The organism is Pseudoxanthomonas jiangsuensis, assembly GCF_010093185.1.
In the GTDB taxonomy this organism is placed as follows: Bacteria; Pseudomonadota; Gammaproteobacteria; order Xanthomonadales; family Xanthomonadaceae; genus Pseudoxanthomonas; species Pseudoxanthomonas jiangsuensis.
Genome location: NZ_PDWL01000011.1, coordinates 1 through 22,808, shown reverse-complemented (window position 1 = coordinate 22,808; position 22,808 = coordinate 1). Strand labels below are relative to the sequence as shown.

19 protein-coding genes and 1 pseudogene are annotated in these 22,808 nt (G+C 71.0%); 15 read left to right on the top strand and 5 right to left on the bottom strand.

The window, feature by feature from the left end:
* Window positions 1–26 precede the first annotated feature (26 nt).
* The 9 genes from CSC62_RS08460 (at window position 27) to glnE (ending at window position 11,382) form a co-directional block, all read left to right on the top strand.
* Window positions 27–452, top strand: coding sequence for a type IV pilin protein (locus CSC62_RS08460; RefSeq protein ID WP_162405747.1), 426 nt, complete (start codon window positions 27–29; stop codon window positions 450–452).
* Complete coding sequence (locus tag CSC62_RS08455; protein WP_162405746.1) at window positions 449–985, top strand: prepilin-type N-terminal cleavage/methylation domain-containing protein; 537 nt, start codon at window positions 449–451, stop codon at window positions 983–985. Before CSC62_RS08460 ends, CSC62_RS08455 begins: the two co-directional genes overlap by 4 nt.
* Complete coding sequence (locus CSC62_RS08450) at window positions 969–1,418, top strand: hypothetical protein (protein WP_162405745.1); 450 nt, start codon at window positions 969–971, stop codon at window positions 1,416–1,418. Before CSC62_RS08455 ends, CSC62_RS08450 begins: the two co-directional genes overlap by 17 nt.
* On the top strand, window positions 1,415–2,161 hold the full coding sequence (locus CSC62_RS08445; RefSeq protein ID WP_162405744.1) for a PilW family protein: 747 nt from the start codon (window positions 1,415–1,417) through the stop codon (window positions 2,159–2,161). Before CSC62_RS08450 ends, CSC62_RS08445 begins: the two co-directional genes overlap by 4 nt.
* A gap of 47 nt (window positions 2,162–2,208) precedes the next feature.
* Window positions 2,209–4,587, top strand: a complete 2,379-nt coding sequence (locus CSC62_RS08440; protein ID WP_162405743.1) for a hypothetical protein — start codon at window positions 2,209–2,211, stop codon at window positions 4,585–4,587.
* A gap of 218 nt (window positions 4,588–4,805) precedes the next feature.
* Complete coding sequence (groES, locus tag CSC62_RS08435; RefSeq protein WP_162405742.1) at window positions 4,806–5,096, top strand: co-chaperone GroES; 291 nt, start codon at window positions 4,806–4,808, stop codon at window positions 5,094–5,096.
* 53 nt (window positions 5,097–5,149) lie between these two features.
* On the top strand, window positions 5,150–6,790 hold the full coding sequence (groL, locus tag CSC62_RS08430) for a chaperonin GroEL (RefSeq protein ID WP_162405741.1): 1,641 nt from the start codon (window positions 5,150–5,152) through the stop codon (window positions 6,788–6,790).
* Window positions 6,791–7,107: 317 nt separating this feature from the next.
* Window positions 7,108–8,184, top strand: a complete 1,077-nt coding sequence (locus tag CSC62_RS08425; protein WP_162405740.1) for a 3-deoxy-7-phosphoheptulonate synthase — start codon at window positions 7,108–7,110, stop codon at window positions 8,182–8,184.
* A gap of 354 nt (window positions 8,185–8,538) precedes the next feature.
* Window positions 8,539–11,382 carry a bifunctional [glutamate--ammonia ligase]-adenylyl-L-tyrosine phosphorylase/[glutamate--ammonia-ligase] adenylyltransferase gene (gene glnE, locus CSC62_RS08420; protein ID WP_162405739.1) on the top strand — a complete coding sequence of 948 codons (2,844 nt, stop codon included), beginning with the start codon at window positions 8,539–8,541 and terminating at the stop codon, window positions 11,380–11,382.
* A gap of 119 nt (window positions 11,383–11,501) precedes the next feature.
* Here glnE and CSC62_RS08415 read toward each other — a convergent pair whose 3' ends face one another.
* The gene (locus tag CSC62_RS08415; protein ID WP_162405738.1) at window positions 11,502–12,482 is read right to left on the bottom strand and encodes a mitochondrial fission ELM1 family protein; all 981 of its coding nucleotides are present in this window, start codon (window positions 12,480–12,482) and stop codon (window positions 11,502–11,504) included.
* A 142-nt stretch (window positions 12,483–12,624) separates the two neighbouring features.
* Here CSC62_RS08415 and CSC62_RS08410 point away from each other — a divergent pair, with 142 nt between their 5' ends.
* The 5 genes from CSC62_RS08410 (at window position 12,625) to CSC62_RS08390 (ending at window position 16,897) form a co-directional block, all read left to right on the top strand.
* Window positions 12,625–13,212 carry a malonic semialdehyde reductase gene (locus CSC62_RS08410; RefSeq protein ID WP_162405737.1) on the top strand — a complete coding sequence of 196 codons (588 nt, stop codon included), beginning with the start codon at window positions 12,625–12,627 and terminating at the stop codon, window positions 13,210–13,212.
* Between the two features lie 79 nt (window positions 13,213–13,291).
* Complete coding sequence (locus tag CSC62_RS08405; protein ID WP_162405736.1) at window positions 13,292–13,870, top strand: YceI family protein; 579 nt, start codon at window positions 13,292–13,294, stop codon at window positions 13,868–13,870.
* A 382-nt stretch (window positions 13,871–14,252) separates the two neighbouring features.
* The gene (locus tag CSC62_RS08400) at window positions 14,253–14,450 is read left to right on the top strand and encodes a zinc-finger domain-containing protein (protein ID WP_162405735.1); all 198 of its coding nucleotides are present in this window, start codon (window positions 14,253–14,255) and stop codon (window positions 14,448–14,450) included.
* Window positions 14,451–14,481: 31 nt separating this feature from the next.
* Window positions 14,482–15,600, top strand: a complete 1,119-nt coding sequence (locus tag CSC62_RS08395; RefSeq protein WP_162405734.1) for a glycosyltransferase — start codon at window positions 14,482–14,484, stop codon at window positions 15,598–15,600.
* On the top strand, window positions 15,581–16,897 hold the full coding sequence (locus tag CSC62_RS08390; RefSeq protein ID WP_162405733.1) for an O-antigen ligase family protein: 1,317 nt from the start codon (window positions 15,581–15,583) through the stop codon (window positions 16,895–16,897). The genes CSC62_RS08395 and CSC62_RS08390 overlap by 20 nt, the downstream gene beginning before the upstream one ends.
* A gap of 180 nt (window positions 16,898–17,077) precedes the next feature.
* On the opposite strand, the gene CSC62_RS08385 is transcribed toward CSC62_RS08390, so the two are convergent.
* Complete coding sequence (locus CSC62_RS08385; protein WP_162405732.1) at window positions 17,078–18,016, bottom strand: LpxL/LpxP family Kdo(2)-lipid IV(A) lauroyl/palmitoleoyl acyltransferase; 939 nt, start codon at window positions 18,014–18,016, stop codon at window positions 17,078–17,080.
* 60 nt (window positions 18,017–18,076) lie between these two features.
* Here CSC62_RS08385 and waaA point away from each other — a divergent pair, with 60 nt between their 5' ends.
* Window positions 18,077–19,405: a lipid IV(A) 3-deoxy-D-manno-octulosonic acid transferase gene (gene waaA / locus CSC62_RS08380; protein ID WP_162405731.1), complete on the top strand. Its 1,329-nt coding sequence runs from the start codon at window positions 18,077–18,079 to the stop codon at window positions 19,403–19,405.
* Window positions 19,406–19,593: 188 nt separating this feature from the next.
* Here waaA and CSC62_RS08375 read toward each other — a convergent pair whose 3' ends face one another.
* The 3 genes and pseudogenes from CSC62_RS08375 to CSC62_RS08365 form a co-directional block, all read right to left on the bottom strand.
* On the bottom strand, window positions 19,594–20,961 hold the full coding sequence (locus CSC62_RS08375; protein WP_162405730.1) for a TolC family outer membrane protein: 1,368 nt from the start codon (window positions 20,959–20,961) through the stop codon (window positions 19,594–19,596).
* 94 nt (window positions 20,962–21,055) lie between these two features.
* A complete protein-coding gene (locus CSC62_RS08370; protein ID WP_162405729.1) occupies window positions 21,056–21,718 on the bottom strand; it encodes a protein-L-isoaspartate O-methyltransferase family protein in 663 nt (220 codons plus the stop codon).
* A gap of 176 nt (window positions 21,719–21,894) precedes the next feature.
* Window positions 21,895–22,530 (bottom strand): annotated as a pseudogene (locus CSC62_RS08365) (TetR/AcrR family transcriptional regulator); the annotation flags it as partial.
* Between the last annotated feature and the right edge of the window lie 278 nt (window positions 22,531–22,808).

Genomic DNA, 22,808 nt, shown 5'->3' with positions numbered 1-22,808 from the left:
GTGAGACAACACGGAACAGCACAACCATGCGCACCGCGCGAACCGCAACAGGCTTCACCTTGATCGAGCTGATGGTCGTGGTCGCCGTGGTCGCCATCCTGCTCGCGATCGCGCTGCCTTCCTATCTGGACTACGTCGTGCGCAGCAAGATCCGCACCGCGCAGGCCGATCTGCAGGCGTTGAGCGCGGCGGTGGAAAACCACCGGCAGCGGACGCTGAGCTTCCCGTCGTCCGCGGCCGCGGACACCAGCGCGGTCAAGGCCGCGTTCCCCGGCTGGAGCCCCGCTTCCAAGGCGGCTGACTTCGGTTTTTCGTATTCCAATGCCTCGGGCTACACCGTGACCGCGACCGGAGCCGGCGGCAAGCTCAGCAGCTGCACCCTGACCCTCACTGCGGACAACACCCGGACCACCGGCGATGGCTGCAAGAGCTTCGGCGACGTCACATGGTGACCTCCGACCGCCGCGCCGGCGGCTTCACCCTGATCGAGCTGATGATCGCCATCGCGATCATGGCGCTGTTGCTGCTGGCCGCCGCTCCGTTCACCCAGAGCTGGGTCGACGGCACCCGCCAGGTACGCGCGCGCAGCAACCTGTTGGAGGCTGTCGGTCAGGCGCGTGCCTTGGCGATGCGCAATCCGCAGGCATTGACTGCGGCGGAGGCGGCGCAGGGCGCCGCCGCGGTGGTCTACGACAGTGCCACCCATACCCTGTGCGTGGTGCCGCGCAATGCCGACGGCACAGCCTGGAACATGTGCGGCACCGGCCACTGGCGCGGCCAGATCGCCAATCCTGGGGACCTGAGCCTGGAATCGGGCGCCGACGACGCCGCCGAGACGTTCGTCTGCGCCGCCTACGACACGCGCGGCATACTGGTGGCCTCGAGCTTCGGCGGATCGGCCTGCATCGCGCCGTCGGCCGGCTCGGCCGCGACGGTATTCATCAAAGTCGGCAGCCAGGAGGCCATGGATGTCGCCCTTCTCTAGCAATCCCGGGAACGCCCAGCGCGGTGACGTACTGCTCGAGGCGCTGGTCGGGGTGGTGATCACCGCCCTCATCGGCGCCGGGATGGCGCATGTCACCGCGCGGATCGTTAACAACCAGCACGACACCGCCGTGGATACGCTGGTGGTGAACGAGCTGCGCAACGTGATGCAGCTTTCCGGCGTCGACCTGTGCGTCGACGCCACGCCGCTGGACCATAAGAATGGACTGCCGGCCGCGCTCAAGAGCGACGTCACGCTCAGCGCGAAGTCCGGGAGCGGGTCGTGCGAGGCGGCGACTGACGCATCGGTCCAGATCGGCGGGGTGTCCTTCCAAGGCACGCTGCCTCCGGTGGTTCAGCTGGCCGCGTCCAAGGGCGATGCCGAGGTGCTCGCGGTCAGCAGCGTCGTCGCCCCGATGGAGGACGGCGAATGAAAAGCGCGAAGCTCAAGGCGCGCCAGTGCGGTTACACACTGATCAGCCTGATGGTCGGGCTGGTCATCTCGCTGTTGACGATCGCGGCGATGCTTGCGGTCTACAAGATGGTGGTGGAGGTGTCCGGGCGCGCCTCGGCCGATTCGCTGCGCGACGGCCAGGTCGCATCCGGCCTGCTGGCGGCGCAGATTGAACTCCACGAAGCCGGCTACGGCGTTCTGGAGCTGCCCGAGCTCTCCGAGGGCGAGGCCGCCGACGCCGCCCAGATCGGGCTGTACGCCATCGCCGTCGATGCGGCGGACAAGCGCAACGTGACCTGGCGCAGCTCCGAAGGCTGCGCGCGCCTGGAGATCGCGCCGGGGAACGACCGCAGCGTGACGGTGTATTACCAGAAGCCGGAACCCTGCGCGGACATCCCGTCCGCCAGCTGGGCCGAAGGCAAGCAGGTCCTCGTCGCCTACGGGCAGCCCTGGAAGGAACGCGACGGCAACGCGGCGACCGATGCCGCCAGCGGCACGTACCTGGACATGGCCGCGGATGCGAGCAATTCCGGCTTCCGGATCGTGAATACCGACGGTGACCGTTGCACCCTGCCGTATGCCCAGCAGGCCAAGGCGGACAGCCTGACCGAGTCGCCTCGGATCGTGCTCGAGAGCGGCGGGCGCGAACTGTTCTCCGCCTGCCTGTCCAACATCGTGGCGATGCGCAAGGCCGGCGCGCCAGCCAGCGGGAGTGGCACATGAGCGGAACCATGCCGAGATCCAGAAGCCCACGGGCGCGCCAGCGCGGCGTGGCCACCCTGCTGATCCTGCTGCTGGTGGGCCTGGCCGTGGTCGTCACCGCGCTGGCGGTCGCCTACAGCCTGCGCAGCAACCAGCAGCGCCAACTGGCGACGCATTCGGTGACCACCGCTCAGGCCTCGGCCTGGCGCGGCGTGGAATTCGTGCGCGACGTGCTGGAAGGCATGGTCCAGACCGATGATGGCAAAAAGGTGCTCTACAGCCTGTCCTACGGCGCACCGCCGAGCGGAGGCTGCATCCCGGCCAGCGGCGAGGGCGCCTGTGGTGGCGTCTTCGACGAGCTGCCCTCCTGGGACGCCTCCGCCGACTGGGAGCCGGGCACCTCTCCCCTGTCCAGCGATCAGGTCCTCGACCTCGATTCCCAGCTGGGATTCGGTGCGGCCATCACCAATGTCCGCCGCACCGCCACCTGGCATGCGTACGAAGTGACCGTCAGGGTCACCGGCCAGGCCGCCGGCAGCGTCATCGAGCCGCTGGCCACTTCCGTGCTCGAGGTCGTCTACGAAGTGGGGTCCACCTCGACTTCGTCCGGGACCCCGGGCACGTGTGCCTCCCAGCCCGCGGCGCCGATGGTCTTCAACGGCAACGTGAACCTGACCGGTGGCGGCACGGGCGTGGTCGATTACGCCGGCGACTACGAACACATCCTGGTGGCGGGCAACCTGTCGGTGACCGGTGGGCAGTCCAAGGTGTCCGGCTGCGTGAAGGGCACGGTGAACATCACCGGCGGCGGCATCACCAACGGCGGCCACATCTACTCCGAAAGCGACATCACCTTCGGCAGCATCGCGTTCCCGGCCAATACGCGCCTGTGGGGCAAGGCCGTCACCCTCAACGGAGGCAGCGGCGGTCCGTTCGCCAGCATCAAGGCCGGTGGGTTCCAGGCCGACATCTATAGCGGCGGCAACAAGATCGGCGAAGCGATCGTCGCAGGCACCCTGGTTCCTGATGCTTCGATCACGGCGCTGCCGCGTACCACCGGCCAGCTCGTGCCGGCGGACAATGGCTATCCGGTGCAGCTCCAGATCAACAAGGGCGCTGCCAACGCGGCCACCTATCTGCTCGACCTGGGGGCATCGGGCGTGACGATCGCATCCAGTGGGGCCGTGTCCGGGCTGGGCGCTGCGCTGGAGTTCCTGGACGGCGAGGCGTACCCGTCGCTGGCCAGCGCCACCCTGACGTTCCGTGCTACCGGCATCCATGGGGGAGGATTCACCCAGAACTCCGGAGCCACGGTCAACGCCAAGGAGGTCTGGGCGCATGCTGTGTCGCTGCTCAATGACAGCCGCACCTATGACAACGTGCGTGCCAATGGCCATCTCAACTTCCAGTACCAGGGCGTGACCATCGGCCAGTTGGAAGGCGGTGGTGACTATTGGGCGCGTTCGGGGCAGGCCAATGGTTCGGGCTTCCCCAAGGCGACCGGCCGGCTGGCCGGCCGGCTGTACTACGGCGTTTCCAAGACCGTCTATTCGGGTCCGAGTCCGAGTGGCGTCAACGTGACGACCCAGCAGGTCACGACCTCGCCGGGCCTGCCTGGCCTGCCTTACTGCGACGTGCGCCCCAAGCCGATCGATGCCGAGGCTTTCAAGCCCGATGCCAACTACATCTACGAGATGATTGGCGGCCAACCCCAGCTGACCATCCAGAACGTCAAGAGCAAGGCAGGGGTTTCCATCGATGGCGTCTACCCGCTCACCTCGCTCAGCACGGCGCAGGCGGCCGTTCTGGCTGCCTTGATGAGTTGCGACTGGGGTGGCGACAAGGGCTGTACCAAAGTGTGGAAGGGCAGCTATTGGGAGCTCACGCCGGTGAAATTCCCGCCCGGAGTGGTCTGGTTCAATGGCCCGGTGGTCGTGAGGCAGAACCCGGCGGTGCTTTACAACACCATCGTCAACAAGGGCGGCAATGTCGAGCTCGGCGAGGGCGGCGGAAGCAAGAGTCTTGTCGCTCCCAACATGGGCCCGGTGGCCACCGTGTGTGGCGCCGACTACTACCCGGCCAACCTGTGCGACAGCCCCACCGCCTTCGCGACCTGGGAGGACGGGGACGGCAACACACACACCGGAATGCCCATCGGAAACTCGGCTGTCCTCACCGAAGGCGGCATGCAGGCCCACGGTTGGAGCATCAAGGGCAACGTCCTGCTGGGCGGGAGCATCAGCTCGGGCGGCTCCAAGGTCACCGTGCAGGGCAGCGTTACCGTGGGCAGCAACCAGTTCAGCGATACCAATATCAATGCGGGCGGCATCGAGGTCAGCGTTCCCACCGGGAGCGGTGGCTTCGCGCCCCTGCCGGTCTGCGAGCCTCCTGCGCCGGTGGTGGTGGGCGTCCCGACGGCGACGGTGCGCTGGAGCCGCTATCTCTGACCTGGCGGCCGCCTCGGCCAGTGGTCCGAAACGGCCGCCCCCGGGCGGCCGTTTCGCATTCGGGCCCCTTGAAAGCCGTCCAGCCGCCCCAACCTGAGTGCCATCCCCCCCCGGCCGGTCCGGGGTGGTTCCTGCCCGGGGCGCTGGCAGTCGCCATTGGCGAGTGCTAGAATCGCCGCCCGTTTTCCAACCCAATCAATCACTTAAGAGGGATTGAAATGAGCAACATCAAGCCGCTGTACGACCGCGTCGTCATCAAGCGCACCGAGGAAGAGAAGGTCTCCGCCGGTGGCATCGTGATTCCGGATTCGGCCACCGAGAAGCCGATCAAGGGCCAGGTCGTCGCCGTGGGCGAGGGTAAGGTCCTGGACAACGGCAGCGTGCGCGCGCCGAAGGTCAAGGTCGGCGACCAGGTGCTGTTCGGCAAGTACAGCGGCACCGAGGTCAAGCTCGACGGCACCGAGTATCTGGTGGTGAAGGAAGACGACATCTTCGCCGTGCTGGGCTGAGCCCGCCGCTTCGCCGCATCCCCAACGAATCCAACTACTGAGGTATTTCAGCAATGGCTGCCAAGGAAATCCGTTTCGGTGAAGACGCCCGCTCGCGCATGGTGCGCGGCGTGAACGTGCTCGCCAACGCCGTCAAGGCGACCCTGGGCCCGAAGGGCCGCAACGTCGTGCTCGAGAAGAGCTTCGGCGCCCCGACGATCACCAAGGACGGCGTGTCCGTCGCCAAGGAGATCGAACTGGCCGACAAGTTCGAGAACATGGGCGCGCAGATGGTCAAGGAAGTCGCTTCCAAGACCTCCGACAACGCCGGCGACGGCACCACCACCGCCACCGTGCTGGCCCAGGCCTTCATCCGCGAAGGCTCCAAGGCCGTGGCCGCGGGCATGAACCCGATGGACCTCAAGCGCGGCATCGACCAGGCCGTGAAGGCCGCCGTCGAGGAGCTGAAGAAGCTGTCCAAGCCGACCGCCGACGACAAGGCGATCGCCCAGGTCGGCACCATCTCGGCCAACTCCGACGAGTCGATCGGCAACATCATCGCCGAGGCGATGAAGAAGGTCGGCAAGGAAGGCGTGATCACCGTTGAGGAAGGCTCGGGCCTGGACAACGAGCTGGATGTGGTTGAGGGCATGCAGTTCGACCGCGGCTACCTGTCGCCGTACTTCATCAACAACCAGCAGTCGCAGAGCGCCGACCTGGATGATCCGTTCATCCTGCTGCACGACAAGAAGATCTCCAACGTGCGCGACCTGCTGCCCGTCCTCGAGGGCGTGGCCAAGGCCGGCAAGCCTTTGCTGATCGTCGCCGAGGAAGTCGAGGGCGAGGCCCTGGCGACCCTGGTGGTCAACACCATCCGCGGCATCGTCAAGGTTGTCGCCGTGAAGGCCCCGGGCTTCGGCGACCGCCGCAAGGCGATGCTGGAGGACATGGCCGTGCTGACCGGCGGCACCGTGATCTCCGAGGAAGTGGGCCTGCAGCTGGAGAAGGCCACGATCAAGGACCTGGGCCGTGCCAAGAAGGTGCAGGTCTCCAAGGAGAACACCACCATCATCGACGGCGCCGGCGACACCTCGGCCATCGAGTCGCGGATCAAGCAGATCAAGGCCCAGATCGAGGAGACCTCCTCGGACTACGATCGCGAGAAGCTGCAGGAGCGCGTGGCCAAGCTGGCCGGCGGCGTGGCGGTGATCAAGGTCGGCGCTTCGACCGAGATCGAGATGAAGGAGAAGAAGGCCCGCGTCGAAGACGCCCTGCACGCGACCCGTGCGGCGGTGGAAGAGGGCGTGGTCCCGGGCGGCGGCGTCGCCCTGATCCGTGCCAAGGCCGCCATCGAGGGCCTGAAGGGCGCCAACGAGGACCAGAACCACGGCATCCAGATCGCCCTGCGCGCCATGGAAGCCCCGCTGCGCGAGATCGTCGCCAACGCCGGCGAAGAGCCGTCGGTGGTGGTGAACCAGGTCAAGGCCGGTTCGGGCAACTTCGGCTACAACGCGGCCAACGGCCAGTACGGCGACATGGTCGAGTTCGGCATCCTGGACCCGACCAAGGTGACCCGCACCGCGCTGCAGAACGCTTCCTCGATCGCCGGCCTGATGATCACCACCGAAGCGATGGTGGCCGAGGCCCCGAAGAAGGACGAGCCGGCGATGCCGCCGGGCGGTGGCATGGGCGGCATGGGCGGCATGGATTTCTGATCCGGCGCCAACGCGACACCGCAACACAGGAGACCCCGCCGCATGGCGGGGTTTCCTTTTGGGCCTCCGTTCCACGTTGCCGCTGAAACGGTTGCGCGCCCCGGAATCGGCTGGTATCAATGGCGCCGTGAACACGCAGCGCGCCGCTTTCTACTTTTGGTACTACTTTCCGAAGCCACAGGCGGAGGAAGGGGTAGGCGCGCTCTAGCAGTTCGAGAGCAACGAGACACCCCCGAAAGCCGCCAGCGAACCTGGCGGCTTTTTTGTCGCCGGATTCCGGGCGGGGACACGCACAACGCTCAAAGGAGCACCATCCCATGGCCCCCCATACCGACGACCTCCGCATCCGCCGCATCGACGCGCTGGTCCCTCCGGCGCAGCTGATCGCCGAGCTTCCCTGCACCGAGCAGGCTTCCGAGACCGTGGCCGACTCGCGGCGCGCTTTGCACCGGATCCTGCACGGCCAGGACGACCGCCTGGCGGTGGTGATCGGCCCGTGCTCGATCCACGACCCGGGCGCGGCGATCGAGTACGCGCGTCGCCTGCGCCCTTTGCGCGACAGCCTCGGCGACGCCCTGGAGATCGTGATGCGCGTCTACTTCGAGAAACCGCGCACCACCGTGGGCTGGAAGGGCCTGATCAACGACCCGGACCTGGACGGCAGCTTCAACATCAACAAGGGCCTGCACGTGGCCCGCGGCCTGCTGGAGGAGATCAACCGCCTGGGCCTGCCGGCCGGGGTGGAGTTCCTCGACGTGATCTCGCCGCAGTACATCGCCGACCTGGTGGCCTGGGGCGCGATCGGCGCGCGCACCACCGAGAGCCAGGTGCACCGCGAGCTGGCTTCCGGCCTGTCCTGCCCGGTGGGCTTCAAGAACGGCACCACCGGCGACGTGAAGATCGCCGCCGACGCGGTCGGCGCGGCTTCGCATCCGCACCATTTCCTGTCGGTCACCAAGGGCGGCGGCACCGCGATCGTGGCCACCCGCGGCAACCCGGACAGCCACGTCATCCTGCGCGGCGGCAAGGCGCCCAACTACGACGCCGCCAGCGTGCAGGCCGCGGCCGATGTGCTGGCCAAGTCCGGCCTGCCGGCGCGGATCATGATCGACGCCAGCCACGCCAACAGCGGCAAGAACCCTGACAACCAGCCGGCGGTGGTCGACGACATCGCCCGCCAGGTGGAAGGCGGCGACGAGCGCATCATCGGGGTGATGGTGGAGAGCCACCTGGTCGGCGGACGCCAGGACCTGGTCGACGGCTGCGCCCTGACCTACGGCCAGAGCATCACCGACGGCTGCCTCGGCTGGGAGCGCTCGGTGGAGGTGCTGGAGCGGCTGGCGGCGGCGGTGCGCACGCGCCGTGCGCACAAGCGCGAGGTCGTGGCGGCCTGAACGCAGCCGGTTTGCTGGTTCACCGGTCGGGCCCCTCTTCCTGCGTCACCTGTCACCGGTGTCAATCCGCGAATCCGCGTATTCAGTTTTTGCCGGAAAAGCCGCAGAAATTGAACCTTCCGGTGCTGTTTTGCAGTGCAGCGTGCAAAGCCCCGGAAGGCTCTTCACGATGGCCCCGCATCCCGACGTGGGGGAGGGAGCAGGCCCGCTGGCAGTTCGCTGCAAGCGGGCTTTTTTGTGCCTGCGAGTCTTTACCCGGCGGGGCGACGGCGCGAAGCATCGCCGTCGATCCGCAGCCGGCCGCGGACGGCGCAACGCGCCAGCGCCCCGCGAAGCGCGTGCCACAATCCTGCGATGGACACGCCCGACCCGCTCCACCCCCATGACCACGTCGCCGGCGACGCGTTGCGCGAACGCATCGCCGCACGCGCGCTGTCTTCGCTGCGCAGCGCATCGCCGCGCCATGCGCAGCTGCTCGAGGATCCGCCGCTGGCCGCGAAGGTGGCGCGGGTGGCGCTGGCCAGCGACTTCGCCATCGACACCCTGCGCCGGCAGCCGGCCCTGCTCGAACATCTGGCCGTCGCCGATCCGCCGCCCGTCGCCGAACCGGTGCTCGATCCTTCGCAGCCCCTGGCCTGGCCGACCCAGCTGCGCCTGTACCGCAGTGCCGGCTCCACCCGCCTGGTCTGGCGCGACGTACTCGGGCTGGATGCGGTCGAGGCGACCCTGGACGGCAGCACCCGGCTGGCCGAGGACTGCCTGCGCATCGCCCTGGACGCGGTCGAGCGCGAATTCGCCGAGCGCCACGGCGTGGTCCGTGGTGCCGACGGCGCCGCGCAAAGGCTGGTGGTGTTCGGCCTGGGCAAGCTTGGCGGCGGCGAACTGAATTTCTCCTCCGACATCGACCTGGTCTACGCCTATCCGCACGACGGCGAGTCCGACGGCCGCCGCGCGCTGGCCGCCGAGGACTACTTCGCCCGCCTCGGCCAGCGCCTGGCGCGGCTGCTGGATGAGGTCACCGGCGACGGCTTCTGCCACCGCGTCGACCTGCGCCTGCGCCCGTTCGGCAATGCCGGGCGGGTAGCGTGGTCGTTCGCGGCGATGGACCAGTACTTCCAGCGCGAAGGCCGCGACTGGGAGCGCTACGCCTGGCTCAAGGCGCGCGCGGTGGCCGGCGACGTCGAGGCCGGCGAAGCCTGGCTGGAGACGCTGCGGCCGTTCGTCTACCGCCGCTACCTCGACTACACCGCGCTGGACGGGCTGCGCGCGATGAAGGCGGCGATCGTGGCCGAGATGCAGCGCCGCGACATGATCGACGACCTCAAGCGCGGTCCGGGCGGGATCCGCGAGATCGAGTTCCTGGTGCAGTCGCTGCAGCTGATCCGCGGCGGCCGCGAGCCGGCCCTGCGCGGGCGCAGCCTTTTGCCGGCACTGGCCGCGCTGGTGCAGGCCGGCCAGGTCGCGGCGGAGGACGGCAGGGCGCTGGCCGACGCCTACCGGTTCCTGCGCCGGCTGGAGAACCGGGTGCAGATGCTGGGCGACGCCCAGACCCACGCCGTGCCCGGCGATCCGGAGGAGCGCGAGCGCCTGGCGCTGGCCCTGGACTGTTCCGGCTGGCCGGAACTGGAGCGCGAACTGGCGGCGCGGCGGGCCGAGGTCTCGGCCGAGTTCGACGCACTGCTGGTGCCGCGCCGCGGCCAGGCCGCCCCGGACGCGCTCAGCGGCTACTGGCGTGCCCTGCCGCAGGGAGGCGAAGCGACGGTCCTGGCCGAGGCAGGCTTCGGCGATGCCGAGGGCGCCGATGCATCGCTGCGCGACTTCGCCCGCGGCAACGGCGTGCGCGCGCTGTCGGATGCCGCGCGCGCGCGCCTGGACCGGGTGGTGCCGGCGCTGCTCGGCGCGGCGGCGCGCTCGGCCCAGCCGGATGCCGCGCTGCGGCGCCTGCTCGGCCTGTTGCAGGCGGTCCTGCGCCGGGCCAGCTACCTGGCCCTGCTCGACGAGCAGCCCAGCGCCCTGGCCCGGCTGGTGGACGTGCTCGCCCGCAGCGCCCTGCTGGCTGAGCGGATCGCCGCCTATCCGCTGCTGCTGGACGAACTGCTCGACACCCGCGTGGCCGGGCCGATGCCGGACGCAGCGGCGATGCGCGCGGCCTGCGCGGCCGCGGTGCGGGCCCAAGGCGACGATCCGGAAGGCGCTCTGCGCGCGCTCAACGAGGTGCGGCTGGCGCTGAGCTTCCGCATCGCCCTGGCCACCCTGGACCGCCGCCAGCCGGCGGAGGACAGCGCGCGCCAGCTGGCGGCGCTGGCCGACGCGGTGGTGGAGCAGGTGCTGGCGATGGCGCAGGCGGAGATCACCGCCGCGCACGGACCGCTGCCGGACGGCCGCTTCGCGGTGGTCGGCTACGGCAGCCTGGGCGGGCGCGAGCTGGGGTTCGGCTCGGACCTGGACCTGGTGTTCCTGTTCGATGGCGACGCCGCGGCGGTCTCGGACGGGCCGCGGCCGCTGGAGGCCGGGCGCTGGCATGCGCGCCTGGCGCAGAAGGTGGTCGCCCTGCTCGGCGCGGTGACCAGCGCCGGGCGCCTGTACGAAACCGACATGCGCCTGCGCCCGGACGGCGGCAAGAGCCTGCTGGTGTCCTCGCTGGCCGGCTACGCCGACTACCAGCGCGAGCGCGCCTGGACCTGGGAACACCAGGCCCTGGTGCGGGCCCGCGCGGTCGCCGGCGACGCGGCGCTGTGCGGCGATTTCGAGCGGGTCCGGGCCGAGACCCTGTGGCGCGGGCGCGACGTCCAGGCGCTGGCCGCGGACGTGGCGCAGATGCGCCGGCGCATGCGCGCCGAGCTGGACCGCAGCGACGCGGCGCGCTTCGACCTCAAGCAAGGCGCCGGCGGCCTGGTCGACCTGGAGTTCCTGCTGCAGTACGGGGTGCTGGCGACGGCCGCCGTCGAGCCGGCCCTGCTGCAGCCGCGCGACACCCCGGGGCTGGTCGCCGCGCTGGCGGCCTGCGGCTGGCTGGACGCGGCCACCGGGCAGGCGTTGCAGCAGGCGCACGCGACCCTGCTGGAGGTCGGCCTGGCCTGCACCCTGGACCGGCGTCCGCGGCTGGCGCCGCCGGACGAGGCGGTGGAGCGCGCGCGCGCGGCGGTGACCGCCGCGGTGCTGGGCCACAGGTTGGATTTCGAGCCGCCGCCGGCCTGACCCGCGGCCCGCTGTCCTGTAGGAGCCGGTCTTGCCGGCGACCGTGGAGACGGACGGATCGCTGGCACCCGGTTTCACGCAGACGTTTCCGCCATGGCGGTCGCCGGCAAGACCGGCTCCTACAAAGGCAGGTCCAGGCGCGCGCGGACTTCGGCCGCGACCCGGGCGGTTTCTCGGAGCGGAGTGACCGGGAAGGCATCCAGTCCGCCATCGAAGGCGCGGATGCGATCGCGCTCGACCAGGGCCTGCAGGAAGCGGGCGATGCGGCCGCCGGCGCGGTCCGGGTCCAGGACGAAGACCGGCGCGGGGGTGGCGCAGGCCTCGGAGACCATGTTCACCGAGTCGGGGGTGCAGACCAGCCGGTCGGCCGCGGCCAGCAGGGCCGGGTAGGGGTTGGCGCCGTCGCCGGCCCAGAACAGGCCGGGCAGGCCGCGCAACTGGTCGCGCAGGCCCTCGCGGACCTCCGCCGGGGTCCGCCGCGACACCGTCGCCAGCAGGCTGCCGCCTTCGGCCAGGACCTGCTGTCGCAGCGCCGCGGCCGCTTCGCCCATCCGTGCCGCGCTCCAGGGCGCATGCCGGGTGGGGCCGCCGACCAGCAGCGCCACGCGCGGGCGGGGCAGGGCCAGCACGGTCGGGAAGCGGGCCGCGGCATCGGCCAGCCAGGCGTCGTCGACCGGATTGAGGCTGCCCAGCACGGGGACGACGTTGCTCCCGCGCAGGCCGTCATGCGTGGGCGCGACGATCAGGTCCCAGTGTCGCGGGTCGATCCTCGGGTCGAGGATCTGCACTGCGCGCGCGCCGCGGGCGCGCAGCAGGCGGGTGGCCCGCGCACCTTGGCGGCCGCAGCCGATCGCCAGCGCGGGCGGGGGCGGGGGCGATCGCTGCAGCAGGCGGGCGAAGCCGGGGCCGAAGGCCTGCGACGCGCCGGGCAGGCGCCGTGGCGCCAGCCAGCGCCAGGGCGCGGCCGGCGTCAGCTCCGGGATCCGCGCATCGATAATCCCCAGTGCCCGCGCCAGGGCTTCGGCCTGGCGCAGGTTGCCGGCATGGCCGTCGGTGAGCAGCCAAGCCGAGAGGCCGGCATTTTGTTGCGGAAACGACATCAATTCGTTCCGGAATGGGTTTGCAAAACCATAACTGCAACACTCTACACTGGCGCCCTGCCCGCGAGGCCGGCGACGAAGGATCCAGTTCCTCCGATCCACGCACGGCCCGCGACCACGCCAACCCGGGGATCCCTCGACCATGCCGCATCCGTTGAACGACGTCGCGCTCGACCAGCTGTTCCGCACCGCCCGCACCTACAACGCCTTCGGTGGCGAGGTGAGCGAGGACACCCTGCGCCAGCTCTACGACCTGCTCAAGTGGGGGCCGACCCAGGCCAACACCACGCCGGCGCGCTTCGTGTTCGTGAAGTCGGCCGAAGCCAAGGCCAAGCTCGGCCCGGCGCTGGCCGAGGGCAACTACGCCAAGACCATGGCCGCGCCGGTGACGGTGATCGTGGGCCGCGACGAGGACTTCCACGAAAAGCTCCCGTACCTGTTCCCGCACGTCGACGCCAAGGCCTGGTTCGACGGCCCTCGCGAGGGCCGCGGCCAGCCCTCGCTGCGCAATTCCTCGCTGCAGGCGGCCTACCTGATCCTGGCCGCGCGCGCGCTGGGCCTGGACGCCGGCCCGATGACCGGCTTCGACGCGGCCAAGGTGGATGCGGCATTCTTCGCCGGCACCTCCATCAAGTCCGACATCCTGATCAACCTCGGCCACGGCGACCCGGCCAGCCTGTACCCGCGCTCGCCGCGGCTGCCGTTCGACGAGGCCGCCCGGGTCGAGTGACGCCCGGCCGCCACGGCCATCCCGCACGCTTCGCCCGCACCCACGCCGCCACCCCGGCATCCCCAAGAGGAGTCCCACCATGCGCAAGACCCTGCTCGCCGCCGTCCTGCTCGCCTTTGCCGGCACCGCCTTCGCCGCCCCGGTCACCTACAAGCTCGACCCGACCCACACCAACGTGCTGGCGCAGTGGAGCCACTTCGGCTTCTCCCATCCGTTCGCCAACTTCGGCGACGTCGACGGCACCCTGGTCTACGACGCCGCCAACGTCGGCGCCTCCAGCGTGCAGGTGACCCTGCCGCTGTCGGGCCTGGAAGCGTTCAGCGCCAAGTTCAACGAGCACCTGCGCGCGGCCGATTTCTTCGACGCCGCCAAGTACCCGGTCGCGACCTTCAAGAGCACCAAGGTCGAGGCCGCCGGCGAGGGCAAGCTGCGCGTCACCGGCGACCTGACCATCAAGGACGTCACCAAGCCGGTGGTGCTGGACGTGACCCTGAACAAGGCCGCCGACCACCCGATGCTGAAGACCGCGGCGATCGGCTTCGACGCCACCGCCACCATCAGCCGCACGGAGTTCGGGGTCGGCGCCTACGTGCCGAACGTGGGCGACGAGGTCACCCTGCGCATCACCACCGAGGGCTCGGTGCCCAAGGCCAAGTAAGCCGGGCCGCCCGGCCCGCCCGACCCGACCCGCGGGGATGCTCCTCCCCCGATCCCCGCGCGCCGGCCCGTGATCTATGCGTCGGCCTTGGACTTTCGCTCGGTGGCCGATGACCGTGAAGCGGTGCGGTGCGATGCCTGCTGACGGGAAGTAAAGGAGGAGGCATCGGCCAGCGGCCGATGCCGGGGGACATGAGCGGCAGCAGGCATCGTGCCGCACCGCCTCGACCTAGCCTCCCGCCCCCTGCTTTCCGCCGACGGCAGACGGCATGCGTCCCCTCAGGTGAGCGAAGAACCTGTCGTGGCCAGCGGGGCAGGGCGCCGGCCACGACACGGCCGCGCTGCTAGAATCGCGGCCTGATTCCGCCAGCCCCACGCCCGCCATGACCACCACCTCCGCCGCGCCCGCCAACGCCGAGAAGCGCTACACCGTGCACCGCAGCGACCTGCCGCTGAGCTGCCCGACCCCGGAGATGGCGCTGTGGAACTCGCATCCGCGGGTGTACCTGCCGATCCAGGACGAGCCGGGCCTGGAGGCCCAGTGCCCCTACTGCGGCGCGGTCTACCAGCTGGTTGACTGAGCCTGCCCGGCGCGCGCCGACCGGCTTCCCGGTGACCCGCCGCCTGACCGTGGTCCAGCTGTTGCCGGCCCTGGAATCGGGCGGGGTCGAACGTTCCACCCTCGAGATCGCCGCGGCCCTGGTCGCCGCCGGCCACCGCGCCATCGTGGTCTCCGCCGGCGGCCGGCTGCTGCCGGCGCTGGCCGCCACCGGTGCCGAGCACGTCGCCCTGGACATCGGCCGCAAGTCGCCGGCGGTGCTGCGCCATGTGTCCGCACTGCGCCGGCTGCTGCGCGAGGCAGGCGCGGACATCGTCCACGCCCGCTCGCGGCTGCCGGCCTGGCTGGGACGGATGGCGTTGGCGAGCCTGCCGGCCGCTTCGCGCCCGCACTGGGTCACCACCGTGCACGGGCTCAACTCGCCGGGCCGCTACAGCGCGGTGATGGCCAGTGGCGAGCGCGTGGTCTGCGTCTCCGCCACCGTGCGCGAGTACGTGCTGCGGCATTACCCGCGGGTCGATCCGTGGCGCCTGCGGGTGATCCCGCGCGGGATCGACCCGGCGCAGTTCCCGCGCCGGCCGTGGCCGGATCCTGAGGCACGCGCGGCGCTGGTGCGCGAGCATCCTTCGCTGGCCGGCGACGGTCCCTTGCTGCTGCTGCCCGGGCGCGGCACCCGGCTCAAGGGCCATGCCGATGCGCTGCGGCTGCTGGCCCGGTTGCGGGCGGATGGATTCCCGCAGGCCAAGCTGTGGTTACCGGGTGCGCGCGAGGCGTCCCGTGGCGACTACATCACCGAACTCGAGGCGCAAGCCGCCGCGCTCGGCATCGCCGACGCGGTGCTGTTCACCGCGCCGACCGCGCGGATCGCCGAAGCCTATGCCGCCAGCGACCTGGTGCTGCAGCTGTCGCGCAAGCCCGAGGCCTTCGGCCGGACCGTGGTCGAGGCGCTGGCGGTCGGCCGCCCGGTGCTGGGCTGGAACCATGGCGGGGTCGGCGAACTGCTGGCCGGGCTGCAGCCGCGCGGCGCGGTCGCGCCATTCGATGCCGAGGCGCTGGCCGCCACCGCGGCCGACCTGCTGCGGGTGCGGCCGCGGATGCCGGAAACCGTCCCCCATACATTGCAGGCGATGCAGCGGGCGACCCTGGAGCTGTATGCCGAACTGGCCGGCTGAGCACGCCTGCGTGCCTGCGCGCGCCTTCGCCTGGACGCCGGCCTGGGTGCTGGCGTTCGTGGCCCTGTGGCCGCTGCCGGGACCGGCGGAGGGCGTACTGGCCCTGGGCGCATTGGCGGTGGCGGCCATGCTCCTGCTCGTGCTGGCGCGCGGCCGGACGATGCCGCTGGACCGGCGCGCGGCCGGGCTGGCGAGCGCGCTGTTCGTTGCCTACTGGTTGCCGGAACTGCTGTCGGCGCCGGACGCGCTTGACCGTGGCCGGGCCTGGAAGGAGGTCGCCGCCGACCTGCGCTACCTGCCGTTCCTGTGGGGCGTGGCGATCGCGGTGAGCGCGCCGCGTGGGCGGCGCATGGTCATGGGTGGGTTGGCCGTGATCGTGGCGGCGTGGACCGTGGATGCCCTGCTGCAGGCTGCGCTGGGCACCAGTCCGCTGTTCTGGAGCCTGGATGCGCTCAAGCGCGCGGCCGGCGGCGAAGGCTTCTGCAGCGCGGCCGAGATGCTGGCGGCTGACCGCCTCGGCGGCGTGTTCGGCCCCTGCAACCTCAAGCTGGGACTGGTGCTGGCCAGCCTGTCGCCGTTCGCGCTGGAGGCGGCGGCGCGGCGCGGCGGCGCGTCCGGCTGGATCCTGGCCGCGGCCGGGCTGGGCGTGGCGGTACTGCTGGGCGGCGCACGCGCGGCCTGGCTGGTATTCGCGCTGGTGGCGCTGGTGTCCGGCTGGAGGGTGCTGGGCGCGCGCCGGCTGCTGGCCTTCGCATTGGCGGCGGTGGTCGCGCTGGCGGCACTGGTGGCGGTCTCGCCGCAGCTGCAGCAGAGGGTAGGGCGCACGGCGCTGGCTTTGCGCGGCGATGCCGCCGGGGTCGATGGCGCGCTGTCCGGGCGCGGGCGGATCTGGAGCGGCGCGGCCTGCATGGCCGCTGCGCACCCGTTCAACGGGGTGGGCGTGCGCGGTTTCCGGGTGGCCTGGCCGGAGTGCGATCCCGCGCCGGAGCGACCACCGGCCTGGGGCGGAGGCGAGGCCTACCACGCGCACCAGCTGGTGTTGGAGCTGCTGAGCGAGACCGGCATCGTCGGCCTGCTGCTGTGGCTGGCGGCGGCGTGGGTGGTGTGGCGCGAATGGCGGCGGGCGGACGCCGCGGCGCGCGCGCGCGCCAGGCCGGCATTGCTGGCGCTGGCGGCGACGGTGTTCCCGTTCAACACCCACCTGGCGTTCTACTCGACCTTCTGGGGCGGGTTGGCCTTGCTGCTGGCGGGGCTGTATGCCGGCGCGCTGCATGGCCGCGACGGGCAGGACGCCTAGCGCGGTGTTCCATCCAGACTCTGATGCCGCTTCCTTGTAGGAGCCGGTCTTGCCGGCGACCGTGGAGGCGGACGCATCGTTGGCAGCCGGTTTCACGCAGACGCATCGCCATGGCGGTCGCCGGCAAGACCGGCTCCTACAGCACAAGTGCATGGCCCTACATGGCGGTTCGCGCCGGAGTTACGGGGAAGGCGCTCGCCCTCGGTCGTAGTAGTCGCTGCGCCCCTGCGGCTGGCGCTTGAAGCGGCGGTGGATCCACAGGTACTGGCTCGGCGCCTCGCGCACCATCGCCTCGATCGCGGCGTTGACCCTGGCGGTGTCGGCGACCGCGTCCTCGCTGGGGAAATCGGCCAGCGGCGGCGCCACCCGCAGCACGTAGCGGCCGCCCTCGCGGCGGTGGAAGAACGGCACCACCGCGCAGCCGGTCAGCCGCGCCAGCTGGTGGGTCGCGGTGATCGTCGAGGCCGGCATCCCGAAGAACGGCGCGAACACCGTGTCCTTGCCGCGCATGTCCTGGTCCGGCGCGTACCAGAGGAAACCGCCGCGCTTGAGGTGGCGGACCGCGCCGCGGATGTCGCCGTTGCCGAACATCGCGTCGGCGTAGCCCAGGCGGCCGCGCTTGACCGCCCACTCCATCACCGGGTTGCGGTGGCGGCGGTACATCCCGGACAGAGGCACCCGGCTGCACATCAGCCGGCCGCACATCTCCAGGGTCATGAAGTGGCCGGAGACCAGCAGCACGCCGCGGCCCTGGGCCTGCAGGGCCTGCAGATGTTCGACGCCCTCGATCTGCATCTGCCGGCGCATCGGCTGGTCGTCGCCCCACCACGCGCGGGCGAACTCGAACAGGCCGATCCCCAGCGCGTCGAAGCTGTCGCGCAGCAACCGTGCGCGCCATTGCGGCGATTCCTGCGGAAAGCACAGCGCGATGTTCACCTGCGCCGCGCGCCGGCGGGTGCCGGCCAGGCGCAGGGCGATCCGGCCCACGCCCAGGCCGAGCGCGCGCTGCCACGTCCACGGCAGGCGTGCGGCCAGCAGGGCGGCGCCCAGGCCCAGCCAGGCCGGCCACAGGCGCGGGCTGAAGGGAGGACGCGGCGGGACGGCATCGGGCGCGGTCATGCCGCCGATTCTAAGGCCTCGTCCACCGCCGCGAGCCGCGGCCTCGGCTATGCTCCGCCGATGCGCAACCAAGCCAAGCGCAGGGACCTGGGCGAAACCGCGGTGCGCGCGCTGTATTCGCTGGCCCTGTACCTGCTGTCACCGTTCACCCTCTACCACCTGGTCTCGCGCGGGTTCCGCGTGCGCGAGTACTTCCGCCGCTGGGACGAGCGCTACGCCGCCTACGGTGCCCAGCCCGGGCGGCCGTGCATCTGGCTGCACGCGGTCTCGGTGGGCGAGGTCAACGCCGCCGCGCCGCTGGTCAACGCGCTGATGAAGCAGCGGCCCGACATCCGCTGGGTCATCACCACCATCACTCCGACCGGCTCGGAGCGGGTGCGGGCGTTGTGGGGCGAGCGGGTCGAGCACGTCTACCTGCCCTACGACCTGCCCGGCAGTGTCGTCCGCTTCCTGCAGCACTTCCGTCCCAGCCTGGCGCTGATCATGGAGACCGAGCTGTGGCCGAACATGCTGTTCGGCTGCCGCGACCTGGGCATCCCGGTGTACATCCTCAACGCGCGGTTGTCGGCGCGCTCGCTGCGCGGCTACCGCCTGCTGCGGCCGCTGATCGGCCGCGCCCTGCGCACGGTGGCCTGCGTGGCCGCGCAGTCGGCGGCCGATGGGCGCCGCTTCCAGATGCTGGGCGCCGGTGCCGCGCAGGTGCGGGTGCTGGGCAACCTCAAGTACGACGTGACCGTGCCCGACGGCCTGGAGGCTCTGCGTGCGGGATTCGCCGATGCGCTGGGCGGGCCGCGCCCGGTATGGATCGCGGCCAGTACCCACGAGGGCGAGGAGGCCGACGTGGTGGCCCTGCACCGGCGCCTGCGCGCGCGCTGGCCCGACCTTTTGCTGCTGTGGGCACCGCGCCATCCGGAGCGGTTCGCGCGGGTGCAGGCGCTGGCCGCCGATGCCGGCTGGCAGGTCGGCACCCGCCAGCGCGACGGCTGGCCGCGGCCGGACGACGCCGTGTTCGTGGTCGACACCCTGGGCGAACTGATGGCGTTCTACGCCTGCGCCGACGTCGCCTTCGTCGGTGGCAGCCTGCAGCCGATCGGCGGCCACAACCTGCTCGAGCCGGCGGCGGTCGGCACCGCGATGGTGACCGGGCCGCACCTGCACAACTTCGCCGAGATCTCGCGGCGGCTGGACGAGGCCGGGGCGTTGCGGGTCGGCGCCGACGTGGCCGCGGTGGGCGATGCGCTGGAGACGCTGCTGGCCGATGCCGATGCGCGCCGGGCGATGGTGCGCGCCGGCTGCGAGCTGGTGGAGCAGGGCCGTGGCGCCTTGCGGCGCACGCTGGAGCTGATCGACGTGGACCTGCCGGCACCCTCCGCGGGCACGCCGTTGTAGGAGCCGGTCTTGCCGGCGACCGCCATGACGCGGGCGCCTGCGCGGAACCGGTTGCCAGTGATTCGTCCGCCTCCGCGGTCGCCGGCAAGACCGGCTCCTACAGGGCGCAGCGATGGCCGGAAACGACAGGGCCGCCCGAAGGCGGCCCTGTACCATGGCAGCTTGGAGCAGCGATTGGCGGTCCGCCGTTACTGCGCGCTGCCCGCCGGATTGGCCAGCTGCGCCTCGGCCTCGACCGTCAGCAGGGCGTTGACCTGGCGCAGGGCGTCCACGTCCAGCTCGCCGGTGGCCTGCGACAGCAGCAGGCGGTTGAGCAGGAAGTTGTACTTGGACTGGGCGTAGGCGACCTGCGCGGTGAACAGGGTGCGCTGGTTCTGGACCACGTCCAGCACGGTCCGGGTGCCCACTTCCAGGCCGACCTGCGAGGCGTCGTACGCGCTCTGCGCCGAGACCACCGCCAGGCGGCGGGCCTCGACCTCGCTCACGCCGGCGACCAGGGCCTGGTAGATGCTGCGGGTGTTGCGGTCCAGGGCGCGGCGCTGCTGCTCGTACTGGTCCTGGGCGATGTCGCGCTGGGCGATGGCCTGGCGCACGCGCGACTGGGTCGCGCCGCCGGCGAAGATCGGCACGCTCAGGGTCAGGCCGATGCTGCTGCCGGTGGTCTCGCCGTTGCTGCCGCCGCTGGTGGCGACGGTGTCGCCCCAGGCCGCGTCCTTGCCCCAGCTGCCGCCCAGCGACAGGGTCGGGTAGTGGCCGGCGCGCGCGGTCTCCACGCTGGTCTCGGCGGCGTTGGCCTGCAGCTTGGTGGCCTGCAGCGACGGGTTCTGGTCGATCGCCGCGGCCACCCAGGCGTTGGCGTCGGTGCGCACGGTCGGCAGTTCCGGGCGGAAGTCGGCCGGCAAGGCGCGCAGTTCCTGCACCGGCTGGCCGGTCAGCTCGGCCAGCGCGCGGTAGGCGTCGTCCAGGGCGTTGCGGGCCAGGATGGTGCTGGCGCGGGCGTCGTCGTACTGGGCGCGGGCCTCGTGCACGTCGGTGATCGGAGCCAGGCCCACTTCCAGGCGCTTGTCGGCGTAGTCGAACTGGCGCTTGCCTGCGGCCTCGGCGGTCTCGGCGGCGGCCAGCGACTCGATCGCCACCAGCACGTCGAAGTAGGCGGCGGCGGTGCGCACCATCAGGTCGTCGTTGGCCGCGTCCAGGGTCTGGTCGGCGGCCGCGCTCAGCGAGCGCTGGGCGCGCAGGGAGGAGAACTGGCCCCAGTTGAACAGGGTCTGGCTGGCGCTCAGGCCGTAGCTGCGCGCGGTGCTCTCGCGGGTGCCGGAAATGCCCTCGATCTCGGTGCGGCTGCGGCGCAGGCTGGCGTCGCCGGACAGCTGCGGCAGCAGGGCGGCGCGGGCCTGGACCTGGCCTTCCTTGGTGTACAGGCTGTTGGACTCGGCGATGGCCAGCGTCGGGTCGCCGTTGCGCGCCATCTCGTAGGTCTGCAGCAGGTCGGCGGCGCCCGCGGAGGCGGGGACCAGGGCGGCCGCCAGGGCCAGGGCGAGGGTACGGCGGATCATCAGCGGCTTCCTTATCTTCGGGTTGGACCCGGATCGCGATCCGGGCCGACGTGGGGCTTTCAGGAATGGGATGCCGCGCCGCGGGGCACGGCGGTCAGAAACGGAACTGCGGGACCGGCTCGGCTCCCTGCAGGTAGTCCAGCCCGGTCTCGAACAACGATTCGGCGGCGCCGGGGTTGACGCCGTCGCCGGCGCCCAGGCGCACGGCCTCCATCACCGGGGCCTGGCCGCGGACCACGAACAGGCGGCCGCCCGGACGCAGCCAGGACAGGAACCGCGCCGGCACCTGCGCCACCGCACCGGTCACGCAGACCGCATCGAACTGGCGGCCGGGCTCGTACTGCAGGGCGTCGGCGGTCTCGATCCGGACGTTGACGCCCAGGCCGGTCGCGTCCAGCCGGGCGCGCGCGGCGCTGGCCAGCTCCGGCACGATCTCCAGGCTGACCACTTCCCGGGCCAGGGCGGCGAGGCAGGCGGCGGCGTAACCGCTGCCGGTACCGATCTCCAGCACGCTGTCGCCGGGCTGCAGCTGCAGGGCCTGGAGCATGCGCCCCTCGAGCACCGGCTTCATCATCCGTGCGCCGTGGCCCAGCGGCAGTTCCAGATCGGCATAGGCCAGGGCGCGCTGCGCCTCGGGCACGAACGCCTCGCGCGGCAGCCGGCCGATCACGTCCAGCACGGCCATGTCCAGCACGTCCCAGGGGCGGACCTGCTGTTCCACCATCAGTTCGCGGGCGCGGGCGTAATCGATCGTCATGGCTTCGGTCATCGGGCTCGGGGGACCGGGCATTCTACTACCGGGGCGCTCGGCCCCCACGGCTCCGGGCAGGCGCACAGGATCGCCGTGGCGGTCGCGGCCGGCGCAGTGCCGGAAGTCACCGCGACCTCCGGTGCCGGCCGCTCGGCGCCGGCATGGACCGTGCCGTGGGGCGGTCAGCGGGCATAGGCGCGCAGGAAGAACTCGACGGTGTTGTCGATGTGGCGGGCGACCTCGGCCTCGCTGTGGTCCAGGCACAGGCCGCAGACCAGCATCGGGTGCAGTTCGCCCTTGAGCAGGGAGAAGAACTGCGAGGCGGCCAGCGGCACGTCCTCGATCCGCAGCTTGCCCTCGTCGGCACGGGCCTGCAGGAACTGGCCGAACACCTCCTGCAGGCGGCGCGGGCCGGCGTTCCAGAACAGCTCGCGCAAGCCGCTTTCCGCCGTGCCGGGGGTGTTCATCATCCGCTGCATGTTGATCGCTTCGTCGCTGGTGATCAGCGCGAAGAAGGCATGGCCGATGGTGCGCAGCTGCTCGCGCAGCGGGCCTTCGGGCGGGCGCACGAACAGCTCGTCCGGCAGCACCTCCTGGCACTTGGCGCTGATGACCTCGGCGAACAGGGTCTCCTTGTCGCCGAAGTGGCTGTAGACGGTCAGCTTGGAGACGCCGGCGGCGGCCGCGATCTGGTCCATGCTGACGCCTTGGTAGCCCTGTTCCAGGAACAGACGCTTGGCCGCATCGAGGATCGACGCGCGCTTGCCCAGGTCCTTCGGGCGGCCGGGTCCGGCGCTCTTCTGGGGCTCCTGGCGGGGGGCTGGGGCGGGAGGCCTGCGGGTCCTGCGGGCATACTATACTACTTGGGTTTCTTTTTATACCCTACCGGGCGGTTCACTTTTTTTCCAAAACGGCAACGGGGAGCCGGCCAATGAAGAAGGGGTGTCTCTTTTACACACCTGACGCCGCCGCCCAAAAAAAAACGGGGGTGTTCCTGGTGGGCGCGGTATTTGAAAAAAAAAAAAGAGGACAGAGATGGGTATCGACAGTAACGACGGAGGGCAAGGTCACGAGTGCTAAGAGAGGAGGGCGACGA

Excerpts from the sequence above, each read along its gene's own strand:
- CSC62_RS08415 (WP_162405738.1), bottom strand. The coding sequence starts at position 12,482 with ATGTCGTTTCCGCAACAAAATGCCGGCCTCTCGGCTTGGCTGCTCACC.
- CSC62_RS08445 (WP_162405744.1), top strand. The coding sequence starts at position 1,415 with ATGAAAAGCGCGAAGCTCAAGGCGCGCCAGTGCGGTTACACACTGATC.
- groL (WP_162405741.1), top strand. The coding sequence starts at position 5,150 with ATGGCTGCCAAGGAAATCCGTTTCGGTGAAGACGCCCGCTCGCGCATG.
- CSC62_RS08405 (WP_162405736.1), top strand. The coding sequence starts at position 13,292 with ATGCGCAAGACCCTGCTCGCCGCCGTCCTGCTCGCCTTTGCCGGCACC.
- CSC62_RS08450 (WP_162405745.1), top strand. The coding sequence starts at position 969 with ATGTCGCCCTTCTCTAGCAATCCCGGGAACGCCCAGCGCGGTGACGTA.
- CSC62_RS08400 (WP_162405735.1), top strand. The coding sequence starts at position 14,253 with ATGACCACCACCTCCGCCGCGCCCGCCAACGCCGAGAAGCGCTACACC.
- glnE (WP_162405739.1), top strand. The coding sequence starts at position 8,539 with ATGGACACGCCCGACCCGCTCCACCCCCATGACCACGTCGCCGGCGAC.
- CSC62_RS08385 (WP_162405732.1), bottom strand. The coding sequence starts at position 18,016 with ATGACCGCGCCCGATGCCGTCCCGCCGCGTCCTCCCTTCAGCCCGCGC.
- groES (WP_162405742.1), top strand. The coding sequence starts at position 4,806 with ATGAGCAACATCAAGCCGCTGTACGACCGCGTCGTCATCAAGCGCACC.
- CSC62_RS08375 (WP_162405730.1), bottom strand. The coding sequence starts at position 20,961 with ATGATCCGCCGTACCCTCGCCCTGGCCCTGGCGGCCGCCCTGGTCCCC.
- CSC62_RS08460 (WP_162405747.1), top strand. The coding sequence starts at position 27 with ATGCGCACCGCGCGAACCGCAACAGGCTTCACCTTGATCGAGCTGATG.
- waaA (WP_162405731.1), top strand. The coding sequence starts at position 18,077 with ATGCGCAACCAAGCCAAGCGCAGGGACCTGGGCGAAACCGCGGTGCGC.
- CSC62_RS08370 (WP_162405729.1), bottom strand. The coding sequence starts at position 21,718 with ATGACGATCGATTACGCCCGCGCCCGCGAACTGATGGTGGAACAGCAG.
- CSC62_RS08410 (WP_162405737.1), top strand. The coding sequence starts at position 12,625 with ATGCCGCATCCGTTGAACGACGTCGCGCTCGACCAGCTGTTCCGCACC.
- CSC62_RS08390 (WP_162405733.1), top strand. The coding sequence starts at position 15,581 with ATGCCGAACTGGCCGGCTGAGCACGCCTGCGTGCCTGCGCGCGCCTTC.
- CSC62_RS08425 (WP_162405740.1), top strand. The coding sequence starts at position 7,108 with ATGGCCCCCCATACCGACGACCTCCGCATCCGCCGCATCGACGCGCTG.